We start from the raw sequence: 17,995 nt of genomic DNA on the forward strand, positions 1-17,995 counted from the left end.
TATTGGAATGGGATCTTTTTCAATCCACTCTATCGGTGACTCTGCTTTTCTGGAGCAAATCCTGATTGCAGTATCAATGATCACCGGCACCGGGGATTTCGAGAAGATGGTCAGTATTGGCCTGCTTCTTGGGGTCTTGATGATCTGTATTCAGTCCGTCTTTCAGGGCGCAAAGCAAATCAACCTCCAGCAAGTGCTGGTAGGTTGGATTCTATATGCCTGTTTCTTCGGCCCAACCACAACTGTGACTATCGAGGACGCTTATACAGGGCAGGTTCGAGTCGTCGCCAATGTCCCTATTGGGGTAGGCTTTGCTGGAGGTGTCATATCCAACGTGGGATACACCATCACCAATTTGTTTGAAACTGGATATGGGGTAATCGTACCCAATGTCACGGAAAGCCACTTTTCCGAAACACTGAAACTGTTGAATGACGTCAGACGGCGAGCCTATGACACAGGAGTTTTTACTGCGCTTAACTCAGCAAATGGAGGCGGCTATGTTGACGTGAGGCGTTCCTGGAACAATTACATTCGGGAATGCACGTTAACCAAAGTCGATCTCAACCTAATGTCCCTTGATGAGTTGATGAACCGTTCAACTGACTCAGCTTTGCGATTCAACTCACAGCTCTACGGAACTAGGTTGTATTTGTCTACAGCAAACCCTGACGGCGCTGACTACACATGTACTGACGGATGGGTGGCTATTAGCACTGCAACCGCCAACCTAAGCAGCCCGGTTGTTGTTGATGCTCTTAACAGCCTACTGGGTATTGACACGTCAACTGGAGACAACGCTCTAACGAAGCTGACCGATTCGCTTCAAGCGATGGGTGCCACAACTACGTCATCAATCGACTATCTGAAAGCCGCCGTTCTGGAGCCCCTCTATTATGAAGCCGCAGCAGGACGTTATCAGGACCTCCAGGATTATGGCTCTGCATTGATGGTCAACCAGGCTATTCAGCAACGGAACACACAGTGGGCCGCAGAGCAGTCGATGTTCATGACCGTCGTCCGACCAATGCTGACGTTCTTTGAAGGCTTTATTTATGCTATAACCCCGATCATTGCTTTTATTATCGTGATGGGCAGCTTCGGCCTCCAGTTAGCCGGGAAATATGTACAAACCATCCTCTGGATTCAGCTATGGATGCCAGTCCTCTCAATTATAAACCTGTTTGTTCATACCGCCGCGTCAAATGAGATGTCTAGCCTCAGTGCTGGTGGTCTCAACTCCATGTACGCTCTTTCCTCAACTGGAGATGTTCTGCAACACTGGATTGCAACCGGCGGCATGTTGGCTGCGGCCACTCCGGTGATTTCCCTGTTTATCGTCACAGGTAGCACCTACGCCTTCACCAGCTTGGCATCGAGAATAAGTGGTTCTGACCACGTTGACGAAAAGATGCAAACGCCAGATCTACTCAAGCAAGGTCCGGTTATGCAAAGTCAGCCAGCGTACAATCACAACCAGTTCAGTGGTGCGATTGCAAACGGCGCAGAAAGCATGATCAGTACCTTCTCGCTTGGCTCCACCTTGGCATCAGGCGTGAGCTCCGCACAGGCATTACAAAGTCAGAAATCGGAGGCTTTCCAAAGCACTCTTGGTCGAGGTTTTTCTGATGGAGTAAGTCAGGATCAAGCCTATTCAAGACTCTCCAATGTCGGGCGCAACGTTTCGTCGCAAAACACAGCTCAAAGCCAATTGATCAACCAGCAAGCCAAGAACTTCATGGATAAGTTCCAGGTGGATGATAGCCACTCTGATGCTGTCAAAGGTGCTTTTGCCATGCAGGCTATGGGCACACTCGATGTTGACGAAGCTGCGTCCATGCTTATGCCTATGGTTGGCAAGGCCAGGGCAGCAATGAAGGCCGCTGCTGGTGTGAAATCAAACAGTACAGCCCTAGTTCCTGCTGGTGGTAATGGCGAATCAGGCGGCGGCAGTGATGTCCTGGACATCAAAGCGCAAGCGAAGGGAGCAACAGAGTCATCAACTCAAGACTCTTCAAGCTGGTCAGCGAGTGATGTGTCCCAGTTCATGAAGGGTGTGAGCTATTCGCAAACCGATAGCCAGGCGTTGACAAATCAATTAGCGCAGGGTTTCAGCCGTTCTGGAAGCGAGTCATTCAAGCAAACCTGGGGCGATAGCTTATCCCAGAACCTATCCAAGTCCGCTTCTGAACTGGTGTCTGCATCGGACACCTTCACAACAATGAGTCAGCTCCAAAACCAAATGGGCTCCATGACTAATACCGACTTTAAAACTCTCGGTGGTGCAGTAGCACAAACCCCTGCGGCCATGAACCAACTGAATGACTATTTCCGAAATGCCGCGCCGCAATCGGTTAAAGACGAGGCGGCTTCACTACAGCAAAGATACCAAGCCTACGGAATGTCTCCTCAAGTGGCCCAGGCAGCAGCGCGAATGACAGCAATGACCAACTCCAAAAATTACGAACAGGGTAAGGAGCTTGGCGGGTATCAAGCCGCACTACAGGCGATCAATACCGCGTCCGGTCGCAACGGAGCATTTAGTGGTGATGCTTACGGAAATAACGGCATTGAAGGCCCGAATGTTCAAGGCCTACCAGGTCAGGTTCAAGGGGCTGTAGGCAGTGGACCTAACATCCCAACCGGATTCCGGGAGAATGTGGCTGGGATGGCTGGAACTAATCCGGCATCAGAAGCTGGGCAGTTACCAACGAATAGCCCCCTTGTTCAAAATGAACATGCAGCCGGTACGTCAGCTCTTCATAACCAAGCACAGCAAACAGAGCGAAATGTATCTGCTCCTGAACTGAAAAAAGCCCAAGATAACCTTATGAACTCGCTTCCGGAAATGTCTTGGAGCGCTTCGGCGTGGGGAGCGTGGGACAACTCCAGTGATTGGATGGGCCGCAGAGCTGAACAAGCAGGTGGAGCTCTCATTGCTGGTGGTCAAGCTGGCGCTGATGCGTTCTCAAGAGCGATGGATCAAATGAGAACTATGACACCTGAACAACGCGACCAATTCATCGCGGCCACTCAACGCGGCGACCAGGCCGTGCAAGAGGAGTTTGGCTGGGCCGGTGATGCGATGGTCGGTATGGCTAAACTTGGCCGCAACGTCATGGGAGCTGCTGCAAGCGGCTATGATGCAGCGAAGGAGTGGTTAACTGGTAAATCTGATCTATCGGAAGCCGCTAAAGGGATGAGCATTGAGGAACGCGGCGCGTTCTATGCAGCAGCGCTATCCTCTGCCGCAGAAGCTGGTGGTGGAGCCGCGCAGCAGTTTATGAACCAGTACGGTGATGAGTTCAAAGAAACGATGCAGTCTATCGCTCAAAGCCGTTATGGGCTGACTGAATCCCAAGCCGCTGTTTATGCCGAATCGTTTGACACAAACGAAGGTCGCATGAACCAGGCTGTTCAGAATCTGAAAATGGAGTATGCAGAACGTAACCCGGATGGCTCACCGATGATGCAAGGAGGTCAGCCTGTTCTTTCTCAGCAAAACGAAGAGTTTACGGACAAGCTGGTAAACGTATTGCAGAACTCGACGGAAGCTGGAGACCGTTCAGGTAGCTATTTGACTGCCGTCAGGGGGTACAACATAGCAAATCAAAGGTTCTAAAAGACCAACCAAATAATAAGGGGGCCAGCAGGCCCCCTTATTCGTCTCCAGCTCCAATATGGAAGCGCTGGTCAAAATCATAGGAATCTTGAAACCCACCAGTTTGTTTTTTTCTGCGCCGGGTAGGTGGTGCCTCTTTATATGCTGACCGCGCAACGCGGATAAAGCACGTTAGTCCAAACAGAGCCCCGACAACCAAAGCAACTTGCCACTGGAAGTAAGCGATCCCTCCCCAAAAGATAACAGCAGCCCAAAGGCTTTTGTGAACCAGAAATAGGAAACGAGCACCCCAAACGCCGAAGGGAGCCAGCGCCACACCAAGTCCCCAAGGTGTGTCAGCCATCATGGCTATTCCCAGAAGCACCATTCCCAGCAGAAGAATATTGACCACATGTTTCATATCAACCCCCTTACTCTTTACCTCCAGTTTACCACGGCATCAAAAAATGCAACTGTGAAAGTTTGACTATTTTTTGCTAAACAACCATTCCATTGGCAACTTCTTCGATTAGAATTTGCCCTCAAACTTTCACATGTGAAAGTTTGCCCTTACGGAACAAGGCGTTTATTGACAAAGCATTACATAGTTGAACATGTCAAACAAATCGCATACACTATGGAATAGGCCATTGCTAACGCTTTGGTCCCCATCTGCAACACCGCAGAGTTCTCTTTCTCAAATATCTCTTTCTGTAAACACCATCATCCTTGTGTGGTCGGGATGCGCCTTTGCCTTCCCTGCCCTCCTCAGCTCCTGCTGTATTCGCAATTTCAGCCCTCGCTGTATCCCTAAAATCACTTATACCTAAACGCTATTTAATATCACAAAATACCGCACTCCCCGTGCGCTATTTCCGCCATTCTTTTGGCGCACTTTCCATTACTATCGCAAAAATATCCGTATCCCATTGATTACTAAAAGTATTGTAACTTTGTTCCGTCGGTACAAAGTTAAGTGTATGTTTTTAAAGGTTTTTTATTGTTGACAGCATCATTATTTGGGCTTGTAAAGGCGCAAAATGTGTCAGTTTGTGACAATAGAAGAACTCTAAAAGCGTTCATCGAATAACGCACTTTTTGTATGGCTAACAACGCAGTTTAAAGGGTGGCAAACAATGGATAAATGCCAATTGATAGACATCCCAAGCGACCCAGAGAAGAAACGTGAGTGGATCAAGTACAAACTCAAGATCCAGGGGCTTTCTCTGGCCGCATTGGGCAGAAAACACAAAACATCTCGGCAGGTGGTGTCTACGGCACTCTATAAGCCCAGTCCACGCTGGGAACATGAGATAGCTACAGCTTTGGGTGTGAAGCCGTCTGAGATTTGGCCGGAGCGGTACGACGAAGAACACGAAATACCCCTCAGACATAAGGAGGCAAGCTGATGAAGAACAAAGCCAAGGCGCTAGTTCTGTCTGCGGCTCTCCTTTCATCAACAGCGAATGCTATTGACCTGAGCGGAACCATCTTCGACAAAGCAGCGAAAGCATATAACCTCGACCCTCTTCTAGTGTATTCGGTCGCATTGGCCGAATCTGCATCAGGGAGAGGTAATGGCTCTATAAGTCCTTGGCCTTGGACGCTTCGCGTTCCTGGGCTTCCTTTCTATGCTAAGTCGGAAGATCAGGCAAAGGCTAAGCTCGCTGAGTTTCAGCAGCAGTACGGTCGTGCCATTGATGTCGGGTTTATGCAAGTGAGCATCCGGTGGAATGGTCATAGAGTTTCTTCTCCAGCAGATCTTCTCGACCCAGAGACCAACGTCATGGTTGGGGCAGAGGTGCTATCAGAAGCCATTCAGTCATCTCCAAATGACTTGGAGCTTGGCGTTGGCCGCTATCACGCCTGGGAAGACGAAATCCGAGCCAGAAACTATGGTAGCCGAGTCTTGGCTATCTATCGCAACCTTCGTGATTTGTGAGGGGGGCGGAATGTTGGAACTGGATATTATTGGTGCGTGGGATGCAAGAGCCGTCAACCTCGATCAAGAAGAAGCTGATAGAAACGTCTACGAGTTCGATCTGACATTGTGGAACCTGCTATCCACTCTGGCAAAAGAACGTCCAGATGATGCGGCCTCACAATTTTCTTTGGGCATGGACACCGTTCAAAAGCTGTCACTGGCAACACCTTCCCAATTGGAAGCTCTGGCCTCTGGCGTGTTGATCTCTTTCAAACTCGAAACAGCAGAGCAGAACATCATCACGCGACTCTCTGGCGACTACGACCCTGTAGTTTTTATCAACCATAGTGTTGATGAATTTGATGCTGCCTACTGGTTGCTATTTAACCGCGTCGCATCGAGAGACCCGGAGATGGCAAAGGAAGTTTTCGGGGTTTCGAGAGAGCTTGCGGAGCTGGTGGCTAAGGCAACAGACAGCCAGTTGCGCCACATGTCTGGAACAACGGTTACGCATTTTACGCTTCGTTTTGCTCCGAGCATCATTGAAGAAATTCTCGATGACAGCCGGGAAGAGTTAACACACCCGGTATTGAAAAAACTGCAACAGTCTCTACAGGGACGTGGGAGGTGGAGATGAACATTGGCAACTCTGGTACATTGGGTCGCTGGGTTACAGCTCGACACATGGCCCTTGCTGGGTACATCACAAAAATCATCATGATCGAGACTGGTCTGACCTACAAACAGGTCAGACGGCTTTACCAGGATCTGGAGAGGGACGGATATACTCTGGAACGAAAATCCAGAACTTTCCGGGGTGGTGCGACACTGATTCATAGTCACACATCCAAGATACAGGCCTCTCTTCTAATGCAGCTCTACTTCAACATTGGTGGAGAAGCCGTGTTGCGGTCTGTGAACATCAAAGCCTTGAACAAGGCATTTAGAATGTATCACGCAATCCGCAAAGAAGTGCCCGGAATGAAAGGTGCTCGGTGGGCTCCGTTTGATATTACTGATGCCTGGTGTCTTGCTTCGGAGCTGAGAAGTGGGGACGCAATGCTGGAGGTGTGCGACAACTGCAAGTGTACGTACTTCACCTCTGTTAATCAAAGAACCTGCGTTGAATGTCCGTTCTGCAAAGAACAAGGAAGGCATGGTGGTGGGGAGAAAGAGTGTGCTTGAGTAGACTATGACATTTCGGACCAGAAGATGAGCGCCCAAACTTTGCGGCGCTCATTTTTTTACTTCTTCTGTGGGATACGGTAGCGCTCCAGCTCGACAGCTCCCAACCCCTTGAAAGCATCCGGGCGACGTCCTTGCCCACTCCACGAAACTCCGTCTTTTGAATATTTAGCATTATCAGGTTCTGATCTGCTCGTGAACATTTCGTTGAGCAAGCCGATGTCCACACCGCAGGATTCCATGTCGCTCATTATTCGCTCAGCCTGAGCTCGCTTTTCTTTTTCTTCTTCTTCTCGCTTTTTGTACTCTTCCTCCAGTTCATTGAGAACGCCCTTCATTCTGTCAATGATCTCCCGAACTTCATCTAACGGGAGTCCTCGCAACAGGGTGCGAATGCGGCTTTTACGCTTTAACTCTGCGATTATTAACTCTCTACGTTCAGCCGCTGATAGCGTAGAGAACTCCTCGTGGTCTTTCATGTCATACGGAGCCCATCAGTTTTCCTTTAAGTGAATCACGTTGAGAGTTCAGTTTTGCGTCAGTCTGCACTGGCGAATTTTGATGCTGTGCAGGTTGACTCTCTGAACTCTGTTGCTCAAAAGACCCAATGTTGCCAGAAAATCGAAGAGAATAAAGACCCAATAGAGCAAGGGCGCGGAGCCGATCACTACGCGCCTTATGCTGCATCTGGGACAGTTCACGATAGAGCTCCGGAAAGGCTTGCTCCGATATGTTCAGATTAGATATTTTTCCATCCCATTTGCTACCAGCCACAACGACCTCCTATCTATCAGCCGCAGAACCAGAAGCCCCTGGCATTGGATGCCACGGATTCGTTGGGCAGTACGATCCTGCTCTTAGGGAAAAGCTCCTTGGCCGCATCTTGGTAAGCCTCGGCACCGCCGCCAGCCAGCAGAACTACGTCAGCATCCATCCCGTCCTCACGCATTGACTTCCGCATAGGGATCAAGGCGTTTTGAGCGACTTTGGTTGAGGCTTTCTTGAAGTAGTCTTTGATCGATACCTTTTCACCGTAGAGGAAGATTTCGGCCTTACCGGCACGAATAGCTTTCTCGATCTTTTCGATGCCAGGGGCACCGCCGTGGTCTTCCTGAATTAGCCGGTCCGTTTCCTGTAGCAACACCGACATCGCCTTGAGGCTGGTGCCAGATGAGTGATAGCGGACCTCTCCCTCTTCAAGAGCTACCCAGTCTACAGAAAAGAACCCAGGGTCAATTACAACGGTTTTTCCTCCCTGGATAATCTCCAGGAGGTCTTCATCTTTGGTTGAACTTACAACATCCATGTAAGCACCGGCAGGTTGAGGTACAACCACGACAGACTTAACCGCTACCGATCGTTTTGGCGTGATCTGGTGTTCACCCTCAAGCCGAGATTTCAACGCCTCTCTGCGCTCTACGTCCATGTACTGACTAACAGGCAGGCCAGTCACCAGCACATCGATCTCCTTCTGCTCGGACATCAGGAGTGCAGCGTAGAAAAGAGCCTTGTATGGATTGGTCGAAGGATAGTCGCCGTGAAGCTCACGCTCCCATCCTTGCAATCGGTCAGGCTCGACGCCTGCAACCCATTTCTCTCCATCAATCACAACCTGAATGCAGGTCCCTGCACCGCCAGTTAACTGTTGTGGCATCAGTTCCAATGGACCTGCCCCCACCGGCATGACGACTGTGCGAGCTTCCTCACCTTTATACCCCATTGCCATTTTCAGGTTGGAGTAACCAATATCCAAACCCAGAACAAATTGACTCATGAAATCCTCCAAAGATTGCTTTTAGATTGCTTTTCGATTGCTTGCCGCGTGTTGGATAGAGAATAAGGCTAAAAGCGGGGACAGATGGCCTGTGTAATTGCCCAAAAGGGGCATATAGGTTGCTTTTCGGTGGCTTTTTGATCGTTGAGTAAGGGAACCTATGGGAACGCTGCACGGATAGGCTCAGATAAACAGACCTTACCCTCGCATCGAGAACCGCTTGCCCTCCAGCATCGAGAGACGGTGGTAAAGAGGCATTTGGAATCTTTGATGCCATATCCAATATATCTGGAATCTTTAAATATAGATTCATATGTAAAGAGGCTGTGAAAGAATAAGAGCATCAAGATTCCAGATAGATAGAGGGAAATTTGACAAATTCCAAAGATGGGTTAGCCTAGTGACAGAACTAGATTCCAGTATTGGAATAATCAGCTTTAAATTCCAGATAGATAGTTATGTGGATAGGAATTGGATAGGAATTGGGAGGGTATTGAGGTGAGTCTACCAACAGAGCGATGGCTAGATCTGCTAGATCCGAAGCTCGAAGAAGAACGATCCGAGATAACAGAGGATCTGCTAGAGGCAGAGGGACGAGAGTTTGTTGCAGAGGTACGGAGCAAACTGGATCACGCCTTAGCGGTTCTTGCTGTCGAGGCGCAGCAGGAAGCGGACATGTACTGGAACGCGCACAAATCAGCGCGTGAAGAAGCGTCAGAGGACGAACAAGGGCGTGTCGGTACACGGGTTCGCATTCTAGGCGTATCACTCGTTGCAGAGTGGTATCGCAACAGATTTGTCGAACAAGTTCCCGGACAAAAGAAAAGGGTTCTATCGACACATATCAAGAAGGGTCGCGGTCATGCCTACAGCATGTCGCACTTCAAGAAAGAGCCTGTCTGGGCACAAGAGTTGATCCAGCAAGTTGAAACCAGGTATGCCGTGTTAAGACAACGCGCCACTGCCTTAGCAAAAATTCGCCGGGCGCTAAACGAGTACGAGCGCCAGCTAAACAAGACACATAGCGACGAGGTGTGACAACATGACAGCATCTGTAGCGGCCACTGAATTGGCGAAACTGGGGAAATGTGAAGCGATGATCAAGAAAGTCGCCAGCCATCCTCGCCCTGCCCTGTCAAAGCGCCCACAATCGCCACAGGGGACAGATAGCACCCTTCGGGGTGAGTTCGCTCATTTCCGATATGAAGCGGCAGCCCTGCGTTTTATGAGCGGCACTGCGGGGGCTAAGCGTCGCATCTACCAGCTAGTGTTTTCAGCGACGGTAGCAGCGGGAGCATTGACAATGCTGGCGGCATGGACCACCAGCTAGAAAGTATCGACGGAACAATCATGAGCAAGAGAACCAAAGACAAAGACCTGGAGAAACTCGACGTAATCAAAGACTCACCGCAAATGAGCCTGTTTGAGATCATTGAATCTCCGGCCAAGAAAGACGACTACTCCAACACCATCGAGATCTACGATGCGCTGCCGAAGTACATTTGGGACCAAAAGCGTGAGCATGAAGATTTATCCAACGCTGTAGTGACACGACAATGCACCATCAGAGGCCAGCATTTCACGGTGAAGGTGAAGCCAGCCATCATCGAGAAGGATGACGGAAGAACCGTGCTGATCTACGCGGGACAGCGAGAGGAAATCCTTGAGGATGCTCTACGCAAGCTCGCAGTGAACGGGAAAGGCCATATCATCGAGGGCAAGGCTGGAGTCATGTTCACTCTGTACGAACTCCAGAAAGAGCTCTCGAAGATGGGTCACGGGTACAACCTGAACGAAATCAAGGAAGCAATCCAGGTTTGTCGTGGCGCAACACTCGAATGTATCAGTGATGACGGTGAAGCCTTCATCAGCTCCAGCTTCTTCCCGATGGTGGGACTGACCACCAGAGGTGAGTTTCGCAAGAAAGGCGGGAACGCCAGGTGCTATGTGCAGTTCAACCCGCTGGTAAACGAATCGATCATGAATCTGTCGTTTCGTCAGTACAACTACAAAATCGGAATGCAAATCCGCTCCCCTCTTGCACGGTACATCTACAAGCGAATGAGCCACTACTGGACTCAAGCATCACCAGATTCGCCGTACACGCCATCGCTTATCAGCTTCCTGACCCAGAGCCCTCGTGAATTGAGCCCACGGATGCCGGAGAACGTCAGAGCCATGAAGCTCGCTCTGGAGGCCCTCATCAAACAAGAGGTCATAAGCGACTACGACGCGAACCAGATCAAGGATGGCCGCAGAGTCATCGACGTGCGGTACGTCATAAGGCCTCATGAGAACTTCGTGAAGCAGGTGATGGCGTCCAACAAGCGTAAGCAGCAGACAGAGCTACGGGCCATCAAGCACGGCATGATCGACCACGACATCATTGATGAACCCCAACGTAAGGGGAGATAGCCACCAGAATCTCCCACCCCCCAGGGAAAAGAAAGATAGGCGCGTCAGCGCCTTTTTTTATGCCAGAAGAAAGCGCACAAGGTACGCCCACCAGGCAGGACCGGAAACGGAATGCCTCCGCATATGGGGGAGCTGCACGGATAGAGCGAACGTGACCCCAGATGCAGCGTGGGCTGGGGCTCTATATATGGGATCGCTGCACGGTAGTCGCAAGCTGAGTCTCAGTATCGTGCAAGCGTAAGCCACGACGAAGGATAAGTGCCATGCTGCTCCAGTGGTTCCCGTAGAGTGGTTCCCGTAAGGTATTGATAGTTAAAGGGTGAGGATGTGGGGGACCTGCACGTTATGAGATTTGATATGTGGGTACGTTGCACGAAAGCAGGTCCTGAACCTCTCGATATATGGGAACTCTGCACGATTGACGAAGCAGAACAAAGATTGACAGATCAGGACAAACCTAAAAAAGCAGTCAAAATGACTCTAATAGTCCATAAAGTGATCACGCGCACACAAAAAGAGGCCAAAAGTTATCCACATTTCCTGTGCATAAACGGGGTTTTGGTATATGGGAACGCTGCACGATCATATGTGGGTACGCTGCACGGTGCAAAAAACGACCAAAATTGACATGTGGGTACGTTGCACGTTCAGAAAATTGTATATGGGGCGACTGCACGTATGACCTTAGACATGTGGGAATACTGCACGAACACCAGATCTGATATGTGGGAACGCTGCACGAAAGCTCTGTTTTGTAAGGATTTTGTGGAAAAAAGAGGGGTTCCGTGTGGATAACAGTGGATAAGATCCAAGGGTATGTGGGGACGTTGCACGGCAACCTATGGGAACGCTGCACGGCAACCTATGGGTTTGTTGCACGGAATAAATATGAAAACACCAGTAATATCAATGTGTTGAGTGGTGATTTAGAACGCCTAACCTGTCTTTAACCGTTTTTAATCCTTTATACAAAGATCTAAAGATCTTTATATTTATCCTTTTGATCACTGAACAAAAAATAATCAACACTGTTTTTTTAGAAAAAAGTCTCGTATGCAAGGCCGAACAGGACGAGTATCACCAACAAGATAAGCATCGACAGCACAAAGTAACCAGACTCGTACATCACAGCTTTGATCACAGAAACGACGCTGATCGATCTTCCAGAGATCCTCCCGATGATCCACTGAAACGCAACGAACGAACCAAGCCCACAGATCAGAACCACCGCTACGGAGACAAGTGCATGTTCCCTCAGGACAGACTCACTCAGGAAACCATACTGCATCCCCATCAATACAAGCCTGCCAATGCCAAAACCCAGGCCCAATGCAACAGCTCCACGAACCAGCACGACCTTCAACGACTGGAGCCATGTCAGCTCAAGATCCATCCCCTTACGGGAAGACCGACGCACCAGCACCGTAGATATGCCCAACCCCAAAAACACCAAAAAAAGACTTTTTAAGTCCGCTGGCTTGCCAGGCCTTGTTAGCTTGTACGGTCATGGTTATCGGGTAAAGAATATTGACGGCATCGCTGGTGTCGGTGGCTGAAAAGCCGGCTCCCATCAGGGCAATAGCCATTTCAGATGCAGGCGTACAGGGCAATGGTCAACAGCTACAGCCTGTCTGACGATTCCGGCGTCATGGCTGCGGCGGCTATCACGCATTTTTTGTTCGGTCAGGCGGTGTTTTCGTACCTCAATGGTTGGAGCGTGTTGATCGGACCTGGTACAGGTTTGGACAGCACGGGCTGCAAATACGCAAGGGATTTAATGGGCCTGGTGGCGTTCACGGCTTTTATCGTGACGTTTCTGTTCAGGGGCTACTCATAATCTCGTGGCTCGGCGGTTCCCGGCACACCATGACAGTAAGGAAGGACCCTGTGTCTCAACTCTCCCAGCTTCGAAGCCCCGCCGCAGTGCAGGCTGCCATCGATGAGTTCGTGCAACTGGGCCGCACGAAATTCCTGGCGCGCCACGGCTACGGCAAGTCCCGCGACTTCCTGGTACGTGATCCGAAGACCGGCACCGATTGCGATTCCAAGGCCATCGCCGGTGTGGCCTTCGGCAAGCAATTTCCCGAGCAGGGCCCGCTCACTGCTGACAGCTTCTCCGGTGGCGAGGCGACCGTCGTTCCGGCGCTGACGCGGCTCGGGTTTCGCATCATTCGCATCGGCGAAGACTGGTCCGAAGAAGAGGTCCTGGCCACGGTCGAAGACTATTTCGACATGCTGCGTGCCGAGGCGGCTGGGGAGCCGTACAACAAGTCCGAGCACAACCAGGCACTGCGCCAACTGCTGAACGGTCGCAGCAAGTCTTCAGTCGAGCTCAAGCACCAGAACATTAGCGCCGTACTCGATGCCCTGGGCCTGCCCTATATCAACGGCTACAAGCCACGCGGCAACAGCCAACTGCTGCTGCGTAAATCCGTACACGCCTACGTTCTGGAACATCAGCAGACGGTCGGCGCTCTTGTCGATGCCCTGGAGGAGGTAAAACTTCCGGGTGACAAAACCTACCGAGCGGCTTTGGTAGAACCACCCGCCCGTGAAGTGCTTGTGCGTACCCCGGCATCTCTACGGCAACGCCTACCGCGAAAGTTCGATTATGCCGCTCGCGATGAAGCCAACCGCAAGCTGGGCCGGGCAGGGGAGCAGTGGGTGATTGGCTACGAACAGCAACGCCTGACCGAGCTCGGCCACCCAGAGCTTTTTCAGCGGCTGGATTGGGTGTCCGACACCCAGGGAGACGGTGCGGGGTTCGACATCCTGTCGTTCGAAGAGGACGCCCATGAGCGCTTCATCGAGGTGAAAACCACCAATGGCGGGGTAGGCTCGTCTTTCTTGGTCAGCCACAACGAACTCGAATTCTCCAAGGAGGCGGGCGATCAATTCCATCTGTATCGCGTGTTCCAGTTTCGGGACGGTCCGCGCCTGTTCACGCTACCCGGCGACCTCAGCCAACATGTGCATCTCAAGCCGACGGACTACCGGGCGAGTTTCCGGAGTTTGGTGGGGTAAAGGCAGGGTTCTGTTGAGCCGAATGGCTGTGTGCGGCCGATTCTGTTGAAAAAGTAGCGGCCTCCCCATGCCGTTGGCAAAATTGCTTTGTCAGCGAGCGTGGGGGCGAACAGCATGATGGGACAGTTACCGGGAGGACAGCAGCGCCTGTTCTACTCGTTCAATCTGGAAGATCACGTCCCGGCCCAACATCTCCTGCGCAGCATCGACCAGTGCTTGGATCTCAGTGATCTACGTGCCTACCTGGCAGATTTCTATAGCCCCATCGGGCGTCCCTCGATTGACCCGGAGTTGATGGTGCGCATGCTGGTCGTCGGCTACTTGCTATGGCATTCGTTCCGAGCGGCGATTGTGCGAAGAGGTGCACCTGAACCTGGCCTATCGCTGGTTCTGCCGGTTGGGTCTGGAAGACGAAGTCCCCAATCACTCGACCTTCTCGAAGAATCGCCATGGGCGTTTTCGTGACAGCGATCTATTCCGCTGGTTATTCAATGAGGTGCTGCGGCGCTGCATGGCAGCCGGCCTAGTCAAGGGTGAAGGTTTCGCCGTCGACGCCAGCATCATTAAGGCGGATGCCAGCCGGCAACGTGGGGTGGCGGGAGATGAGGTCGATTGGAACGATCCAAAGCTCAGCAGCCGCGCAGTGCGCGAGTACCTCGAAGCCCTTGATGAAGAGGCGCTGGCTGAGGCTCTTCCCAAGAAAATTTCGCTCACTGATCCTCAGTCCCGTTGGACAGCAGCGCCAGGTGGCCCGGCCTTTTTTGCCTACTCCACGAATTACCTGATCGACACTGAGCACGGTGTGATCATGGACGTGGAAGCTACCCCGGCGCACCGTACCGCCGAAGTCGATTCGACTAGGACGATGGTCGAGCGTGTCGAGGCGCAGTTCGATCTCACACCGGAACGCCTTATCGGCGATACCGCTTATGGCACCGCCCCGATGCTGGCCTGGATGGTCGAAGAAAAGGACATCGAACCGCATGTGCTAGTGTGGGACAAGACCGAGCGCAAGGACGACAGCCTCTCCAGTAACGACTTTCACTGGAGTCAGGACGCCAATGAATATCGCTGCCCAGCCGGCAAACCGCTACGCAGTGAATGGCGCGCCTTCACCCAGCAAAGGTCGCGGGTAACTAAGGCCAAAACCGTCATTTACCGCTCCAGCCAAACCGACTGCGCCACCTGCCCGTTGAAAGCGAAATGCTGCCCCAACACGCCGAATCGGAAGATCGTCCGCAGCATCCATGAGGCTGCCCGCGACGTGGCTCGACGCATCGCCAAGACACCGGAGTACCTCGTCTCTCGCTGCGAACGAAAGAAGGTGGAGATGCTTTTCGCCCACCTCAAACGGATCATGAAACTCGACCGTTTACGACTGCGTGGCCTAACGGGTGCCACTGACGAATTCACCTTGGCTGCGATGGTGCAGAACCTGCGCCGCATGGCCAAGCTTTTGCCTCAAGGGCCACCGCTGACGGGATAGGTATGCCTGCTACGAGCAGAAACCCTCAAATTAACCCTTAAACCTGAGCAAGGACGCTCAGTGAAACGCCGGAAGGCAACTTGAAGTGGCTTGCAGCCACTTCGACAGCAGGCACACCTGATCGGCAGGCTGCCGCTAAAGCTACTTTTTCAACAGAATCGGCCGATTTGTGCCGGTCGTCAAGGACCGCTTCGGATCACTCTCAACCGGATCGCGGGCCAGCTGATTTGCTAAAACCCGCGCCAAACTCAACGAAGGATTTCGCATGATCCGTTTTTTTTGGCGATCACGCTCGGCCTGATGGTTGGCTGCTCGTCGAGTTCAAGTTCGATCTGATCAGTGAGCGGTAGCGCAAGTGGATCGCCTCAGCCAAGCAGCGTTGTTGCCGGCGGCCGGAAGAAAGCCTTGAACTAGTAGCGGAAAGGATGAAACTTTATTTTTACGATTCTCAGCATTTTCCAAGGTTGAGCGAAAATTAGGATGATACTTTAATGATTCCGGCCTCCATCCCCACAAAACGCTTGCAGATGGCAGAATTGAAATAAGTCATTGTTTTAAATGGATTTTTGCAGGAATTGCTACGTTGCAGGGTCCTGTAGTTAGGATGACACTTTATTTTCCTCCCACACCATTTGCAACGGTTAGGCAACAAGCATTAAGTGTAATGAATAACCAAGATATAGAAACGCTATGCCTGTACTTAAAAAAGCAAAAACGCACGGTAGAAGAATATCAATGGCAATATTATGATGATCAAAACGGGTTAATTGAGCAGTTATTAAGGCCCGTGTTTCTATGTCTTGAATGCCAAGCAGGTAAAGGCTCAGAAGCATTAGTGACCCAGCTCAAAACCACAAAAACAGAACTATTAGCAGGTAATACATTGCAAACAATGGATAGTACACTTATCCAACAAAAACATCGTCCATGGTTAATTAACAAGGATGTTGTTCATCCACAGCGATACGAATGGTTGCTTTACCGTCAACTGGCTTCTCGGCTTAATGGTCGAATTTACTTATCAAACGTCACTAAATATCGTGCGCTAGAAGACGACTTAATTGCATCGTCAATACAGCCTGATCTATTGGCATCATCAACATTGGAAAAGCTAAAGCAGCCGATTCAGAAGCTACTGCAAGTAAAACAAATACGCTTAACAACATCCCTAGAAGATGTTGCTCGTCACATTGATAATGGTGATAACCGCAATGTGATCATGAAGAGCCGAAGTGGCACACGATGGCGACTGCCAGTTAAAGGCTCCCAATCACTTGTCAACAACCCTTTCTTTAAACAAATGATCCCCGTCAGTATTGCTGATGTGTTGCGTTATGTTGAACAAGAAACCAACTTTATGCAATGCTTCGCACACGTGCTGCCAATACAAAAACAAGTAGGCGCCAATCAGGATGATTTATTGGCTATTCTAATTGCGAATGCGACACATCGCGGCGTATATGGGATGGCACAAATATCTGATCGCAGTTATGAGCATCTAAGCACTATACAAGCTAATTATATTAGGCCTGAAACCTTGCAAGAGGCTAGTGATATCATCAATAACGCAGTAGCGGCACTCCCTATTTTCCGCCACTATCACATCCAAGAAGACGTCCTGCACGCCAGTACCGATGGGCAAAAATTTGAAACTCACCTTGAGACTTTTAAAACTCGCTACTCCTCGAAATACTTCGGCACCAACAAAGGTATTACGGCCATGACGTTAGTTGCCAATCATAGTGCGTTAAATGCCCGTATCATAGGATCTAATGAGCATGAGTCCCATTATATTTACGACTTACTACAATCTAATACTAGTGATCTTAAGCCAGATGTCCTCTCAACCGACACCCATGGTGTTAATCATGTTAATTATGCCTTATTGGATTTATGCGGTTATAGTTTTGCGCCTAGGTATGCTCAGTTCACCAGTGTGATCAATGACCTATTTAACGTAACTGAAAGCGACGACGGAAACACGCATCTGGCGCTGAAAAAGCCGATAAAAATGAATGTGATTGAAGAAGGCTGGCAGGATATTCAGCGTATTGTGTTATCCCTTCAAGAAAAACGCACAACACAGGCATTGCTAGTACGCAAATTATCTGGTTATCCATCTAGACACCCTATATTACAAGCATTAACGGAATATAATAGGCTCATCAAAGCCCAATATTTACTTGATTATATTGATGATGCAAGTCTGCGCCAATATGTTCAACGAGCACTGAACCGAGGCGAAGCCTGGCATTTCCTCAGGCGAGCTATTGCATCGGTCAATCGTGACCAGTTCCGTGGAAAAAACGAATCAGAAATAGTCGTCTGGAACGAGTGTGCCCGTTTGACGGCAAATGCTATTATCTACTTTAACTCGATGATCCTAAGTCATCTATTACTGCACTTTGAAGAAGTTGGTGACGAGGAAAAAGCAGCAATAACTCGACAAGTATCACCCGTTGCATGGCAGAACATTAATCTGAGCGGCACTTATCAGTTCGCTAGTAACCGCAAACTACCTGATTTACAGGAAATAACTAGGCCTATTGTTGAAAATGAAGTCTAAAATGAAAGGTAACCCAGCTC

17 protein-coding genes and 2 pseudogenes are annotated in these 17,995 nt (G+C 50.4%); 13 read left to right on the forward strand and 6 right to left on the reverse strand.

Annotated features, from left to right (window positions below):
* The first annotated feature begins 7 nt into the window (after nucleotides 1-7).
* The gene (locus M1E93_RS19590; protein ID WP_000534551.1) at nucleotides 8-3,622 is read left to right on the forward strand and encodes a conjugal transfer protein TraG N-terminal domain-containing protein; all 3,615 of its coding nucleotides are present in this window, start codon (nucleotides 8-10) and stop codon (nucleotides 3,620-3,622) included.
* Between the two features lie 37 nt (nucleotides 3,623-3,659).
* Here M1E93_RS19590 and M1E93_RS19595 read toward each other — a convergent pair whose 3' ends face one another.
* Entirely contained in the window at nucleotides 3,660-4,022 is a 363-nt protein-coding gene (locus M1E93_RS19595) for a hypothetical protein (protein ID WP_000683483.1), read from the reverse strand.
* Between the two features lie 715 nt (nucleotides 4,023-4,737).
* Between M1E93_RS19595 and M1E93_RS19600 the strand changes: the two genes are divergently transcribed.
* From M1E93_RS19600 to M1E93_RS19615, 4 genes are read left to right on the forward strand one after another with little or no spacing between them, the layout of a single operon-like run.
* Nucleotides 4,738-5,010 carry a helix-turn-helix domain-containing protein gene (locus M1E93_RS19600; protein ID WP_000356489.1) on the forward strand — a complete coding sequence of 91 codons (273 nt, stop codon included), beginning with the start codon at nucleotides 4,738-4,740 and terminating at the stop codon, nucleotides 5,008-5,010.
* Nucleotides 5,010-5,543, forward strand: a complete 534-nt coding sequence (locus M1E93_RS19605; RefSeq protein WP_000790610.1) for a transglycosylase SLT domain-containing protein — start codon at nucleotides 5,010-5,012, stop codon at nucleotides 5,541-5,543. The genes M1E93_RS19600 and M1E93_RS19605 overlap by 1 nt, the downstream gene beginning before the upstream one ends.
* Before the next feature lie 10 nt (nucleotides 5,544-5,553).
* Nucleotides 5,554-6,162 carry a hypothetical protein gene (locus tag M1E93_RS19610; protein ID WP_000891157.1) on the forward strand — a complete coding sequence of 203 codons (609 nt, stop codon included), beginning with the start codon at nucleotides 5,554-5,556 and terminating at the stop codon, nucleotides 6,160-6,162.
* Nucleotides 6,159-6,710 (forward strand): FlhC family transcriptional regulator, encoded by a 552-nt coding sequence (locus tag M1E93_RS19615; RefSeq protein ID WP_001020646.1) that lies wholly within the window; start codon nucleotides 6,159-6,161, stop codon nucleotides 6,708-6,710. Before M1E93_RS19610 ends, M1E93_RS19615 begins: the two co-directional genes overlap by 4 nt.
* A gap of 59 nt (nucleotides 6,711-6,769) precedes the next feature.
* On the opposite strand, the gene M1E93_RS19620 is transcribed toward M1E93_RS19615, so the two are convergent.
* The 3 genes from M1E93_RS19620 to M1E93_RS19630 are packed head-to-tail and all read right to left on the reverse strand — an operon-like array spanning nucleotide 6,770 to nucleotide 8,484.
* Nucleotides 6,770-7,189 carry an H-NS family nucleoid-associated regulatory protein gene (locus M1E93_RS19620; RefSeq protein ID WP_000651490.1) on the reverse strand — a complete coding sequence of 140 codons (420 nt, stop codon included), beginning with the start codon at nucleotides 7,187-7,189 and terminating at the stop codon, nucleotides 6,770-6,772.
* Between the two features lies 1 nt (nucleotide 7,190).
* Nucleotides 7,191-7,484: a hypothetical protein gene (locus M1E93_RS19625; protein ID WP_000919078.1), complete on the reverse strand. Its 294-nt coding sequence runs from the start codon at nucleotides 7,482-7,484 to the stop codon at nucleotides 7,191-7,193.
* A 16-nt stretch (nucleotides 7,485-7,500) separates the two neighbouring features.
* Nucleotides 7,501-8,484 (reverse strand): ParM/StbA family protein, encoded by a 984-nt coding sequence (locus tag M1E93_RS19630; protein ID WP_000077458.1) that lies wholly within the window; start codon nucleotides 8,482-8,484, stop codon nucleotides 7,501-7,503.
* A gap of 498 nt (nucleotides 8,485-8,982) precedes the next feature.
* On the opposite strand from M1E93_RS19630, the gene mobI reads away from it, so the two are divergent.
* From mobI to M1E93_RS19650, 4 genes are all read left to right on the forward strand, one after another.
* Nucleotides 8,983-9,522, forward strand: a complete 540-nt coding sequence (gene mobI / locus M1E93_RS19635; RefSeq protein ID WP_001447712.1) for a conjugative transfer protein MobI(A/C) — start codon at nucleotides 8,983-8,985, stop codon at nucleotides 9,520-9,522.
* A 4-nt stretch (nucleotides 9,523-9,526) separates the two neighbouring features.
* Nucleotides 9,527-9,814: a hypothetical protein gene (locus M1E93_RS19640; protein ID WP_000127321.1), complete on the forward strand. Its 288-nt coding sequence runs from the start codon at nucleotides 9,527-9,529 to the stop codon at nucleotides 9,812-9,814.
* A complete protein-coding gene (locus tag M1E93_RS19645; RefSeq protein WP_000350011.1) occupies nucleotides 9,799-10,899 on the forward strand; it encodes a RepB family plasmid replication initiator protein in 1,101 nt (366 codons plus the stop codon). The genes M1E93_RS19640 and M1E93_RS19645 overlap by 16 nt, the downstream gene beginning before the upstream one ends.
* A 785-nt stretch (nucleotides 10,900-11,684) precedes the next feature.
* Nucleotides 11,685-11,849, forward strand: a complete 165-nt coding sequence (locus tag M1E93_RS19650) for a hypothetical protein (RefSeq protein WP_014342194.1) — start codon at nucleotides 11,685-11,687, stop codon at nucleotides 11,847-11,849.
* A gap of 86 nt (nucleotides 11,850-11,935) precedes the next feature.
* Here M1E93_RS19650 and M1E93_RS19655 read toward each other — a convergent pair whose 3' ends face one another.
* A complete protein-coding gene (locus M1E93_RS19655) occupies nucleotides 11,936-12,292 on the reverse strand; it encodes a hypothetical protein (RefSeq protein WP_000362652.1) in 357 nt (118 codons plus the stop codon).
* A gap of 4 nt (nucleotides 12,293-12,296) precedes the next feature.
* Nucleotides 12,297-12,485 (reverse strand): hypothetical protein, encoded by a 189-nt coding sequence (locus M1E93_RS19660; RefSeq protein ID WP_149350430.1) that lies wholly within the window; start codon nucleotides 12,483-12,485, stop codon nucleotides 12,297-12,299.
* Nucleotides 12,486-12,508: 23 nt separating this feature from the next.
* Here M1E93_RS19660 and M1E93_RS19665 point away from each other — a divergent pair, with 23 nt between their 5' ends.
* The 4 genes and pseudogenes from M1E93_RS19665 to M1E93_RS19680 all read left to right on the forward strand — a co-directional run.
* Complete coding sequence (locus M1E93_RS19665) at nucleotides 12,509-12,736, forward strand: hypothetical protein (protein WP_000248278.1); 228 nt, start codon at nucleotides 12,509-12,511, stop codon at nucleotides 12,734-12,736.
* Between the two features lie 50 nt (nucleotides 12,737-12,786).
* The gene (locus M1E93_RS19670; protein ID WP_000080860.1) at nucleotides 12,787-13,923 is read left to right on the forward strand and encodes a DUF3883 domain-containing protein; all 1,137 of its coding nucleotides are present in this window, start codon (nucleotides 12,787-12,789) and stop codon (nucleotides 13,921-13,923) included.
* Nucleotides 13,924-14,037: 114 nt separating this feature from the next.
* A pseudogene (locus tag M1E93_RS19675) lies at nucleotides 14,038-15,409 on the forward strand (IS1182-like element ISCfr1 family transposase).
* 628 nt (nucleotides 15,410-16,037) lie between these two features.
* A pseudogene (locus tag M1E93_RS19680) lies at nucleotides 16,038-17,975 on the forward strand (Tn3-like element ISKox2 family transposase); the annotation flags it as partial.
* Between the last annotated feature and the right edge of the window lie 20 nt (nucleotides 17,976-17,995).

Source organism: Providencia sp. PROV272 (assembly GCF_049901975.1).
In the GTDB taxonomy this organism is placed as follows: Bacteria; Pseudomonadota; Gammaproteobacteria; order Enterobacterales; family Enterobacteriaceae; genus Providencia; species Providencia stuartii.

Bases quoted from the DNA above. Each gene is read 5' to 3' on its own strand.
- M1E93_RS19590 (WP_000534551.1), top strand. From the start codon at position 8: ATGGGATCTTTTTCAATCCACTCTATCGGTGACTCTGCTTTTCTGGAG.
- M1E93_RS19595 (WP_000683483.1), bottom strand. From the start codon at position 4,022: ATGAAACATGTGGTCAATATTCTTCTGCTGGGAATGGTGCTTCTGGGA.
- M1E93_RS19600 (WP_000356489.1), top strand. From the start codon at position 4,738: ATGGATAAATGCCAATTGATAGACATCCCAAGCGACCCAGAGAAGAAA.
- M1E93_RS19605 (WP_000790610.1), top strand. From the start codon at position 5,010: ATGAAGAACAAAGCCAAGGCGCTAGTTCTGTCTGCGGCTCTCCTTTCA.
- M1E93_RS19610 (WP_000891157.1), top strand. From the start codon at position 5,554: ATGTTGGAACTGGATATTATTGGTGCGTGGGATGCAAGAGCCGTCAAC.
- M1E93_RS19615 (WP_001020646.1), top strand. From the start codon at position 6,159: ATGAACATTGGCAACTCTGGTACATTGGGTCGCTGGGTTACAGCTCGA.
- M1E93_RS19620 (WP_000651490.1), bottom strand. From the start codon at position 7,189: ATGAAAGACCACGAGGAGTTCTCTACGCTATCAGCGGCTGAACGTAGA.
- M1E93_RS19630 (WP_000077458.1), bottom strand. From the start codon at position 8,484: ATGAGTCAATTTGTTCTGGGTTTGGATATTGGTTACTCCAACCTGAAA.
- M1E93_RS19640 (WP_000127321.1), top strand. From the start codon at position 9,527: ATGACAGCATCTGTAGCGGCCACTGAATTGGCGAAACTGGGGAAATGT.
- M1E93_RS19645 (WP_000350011.1), top strand. From the start codon at position 9,799: ATGGACCACCAGCTAGAAAGTATCGACGGAACAATCATGAGCAAGAGA.
- M1E93_RS19655 (WP_000362652.1), bottom strand. From the start codon at position 12,292: ATGGATCTTGAGCTGACATGGCTCCAGTCGTTGAAGGTCGTGCTGGTT.
- M1E93_RS19660 (WP_149350430.1), bottom strand. From the start codon at position 12,485: ATGGCTATTGCCCTGATGGGAGCCGGCTTTTCAGCCACCGACACCAGC.
- M1E93_RS19665 (WP_000248278.1), top strand. From the start codon at position 12,509: ATGGTCAACAGCTACAGCCTGTCTGACGATTCCGGCGTCATGGCTGCG.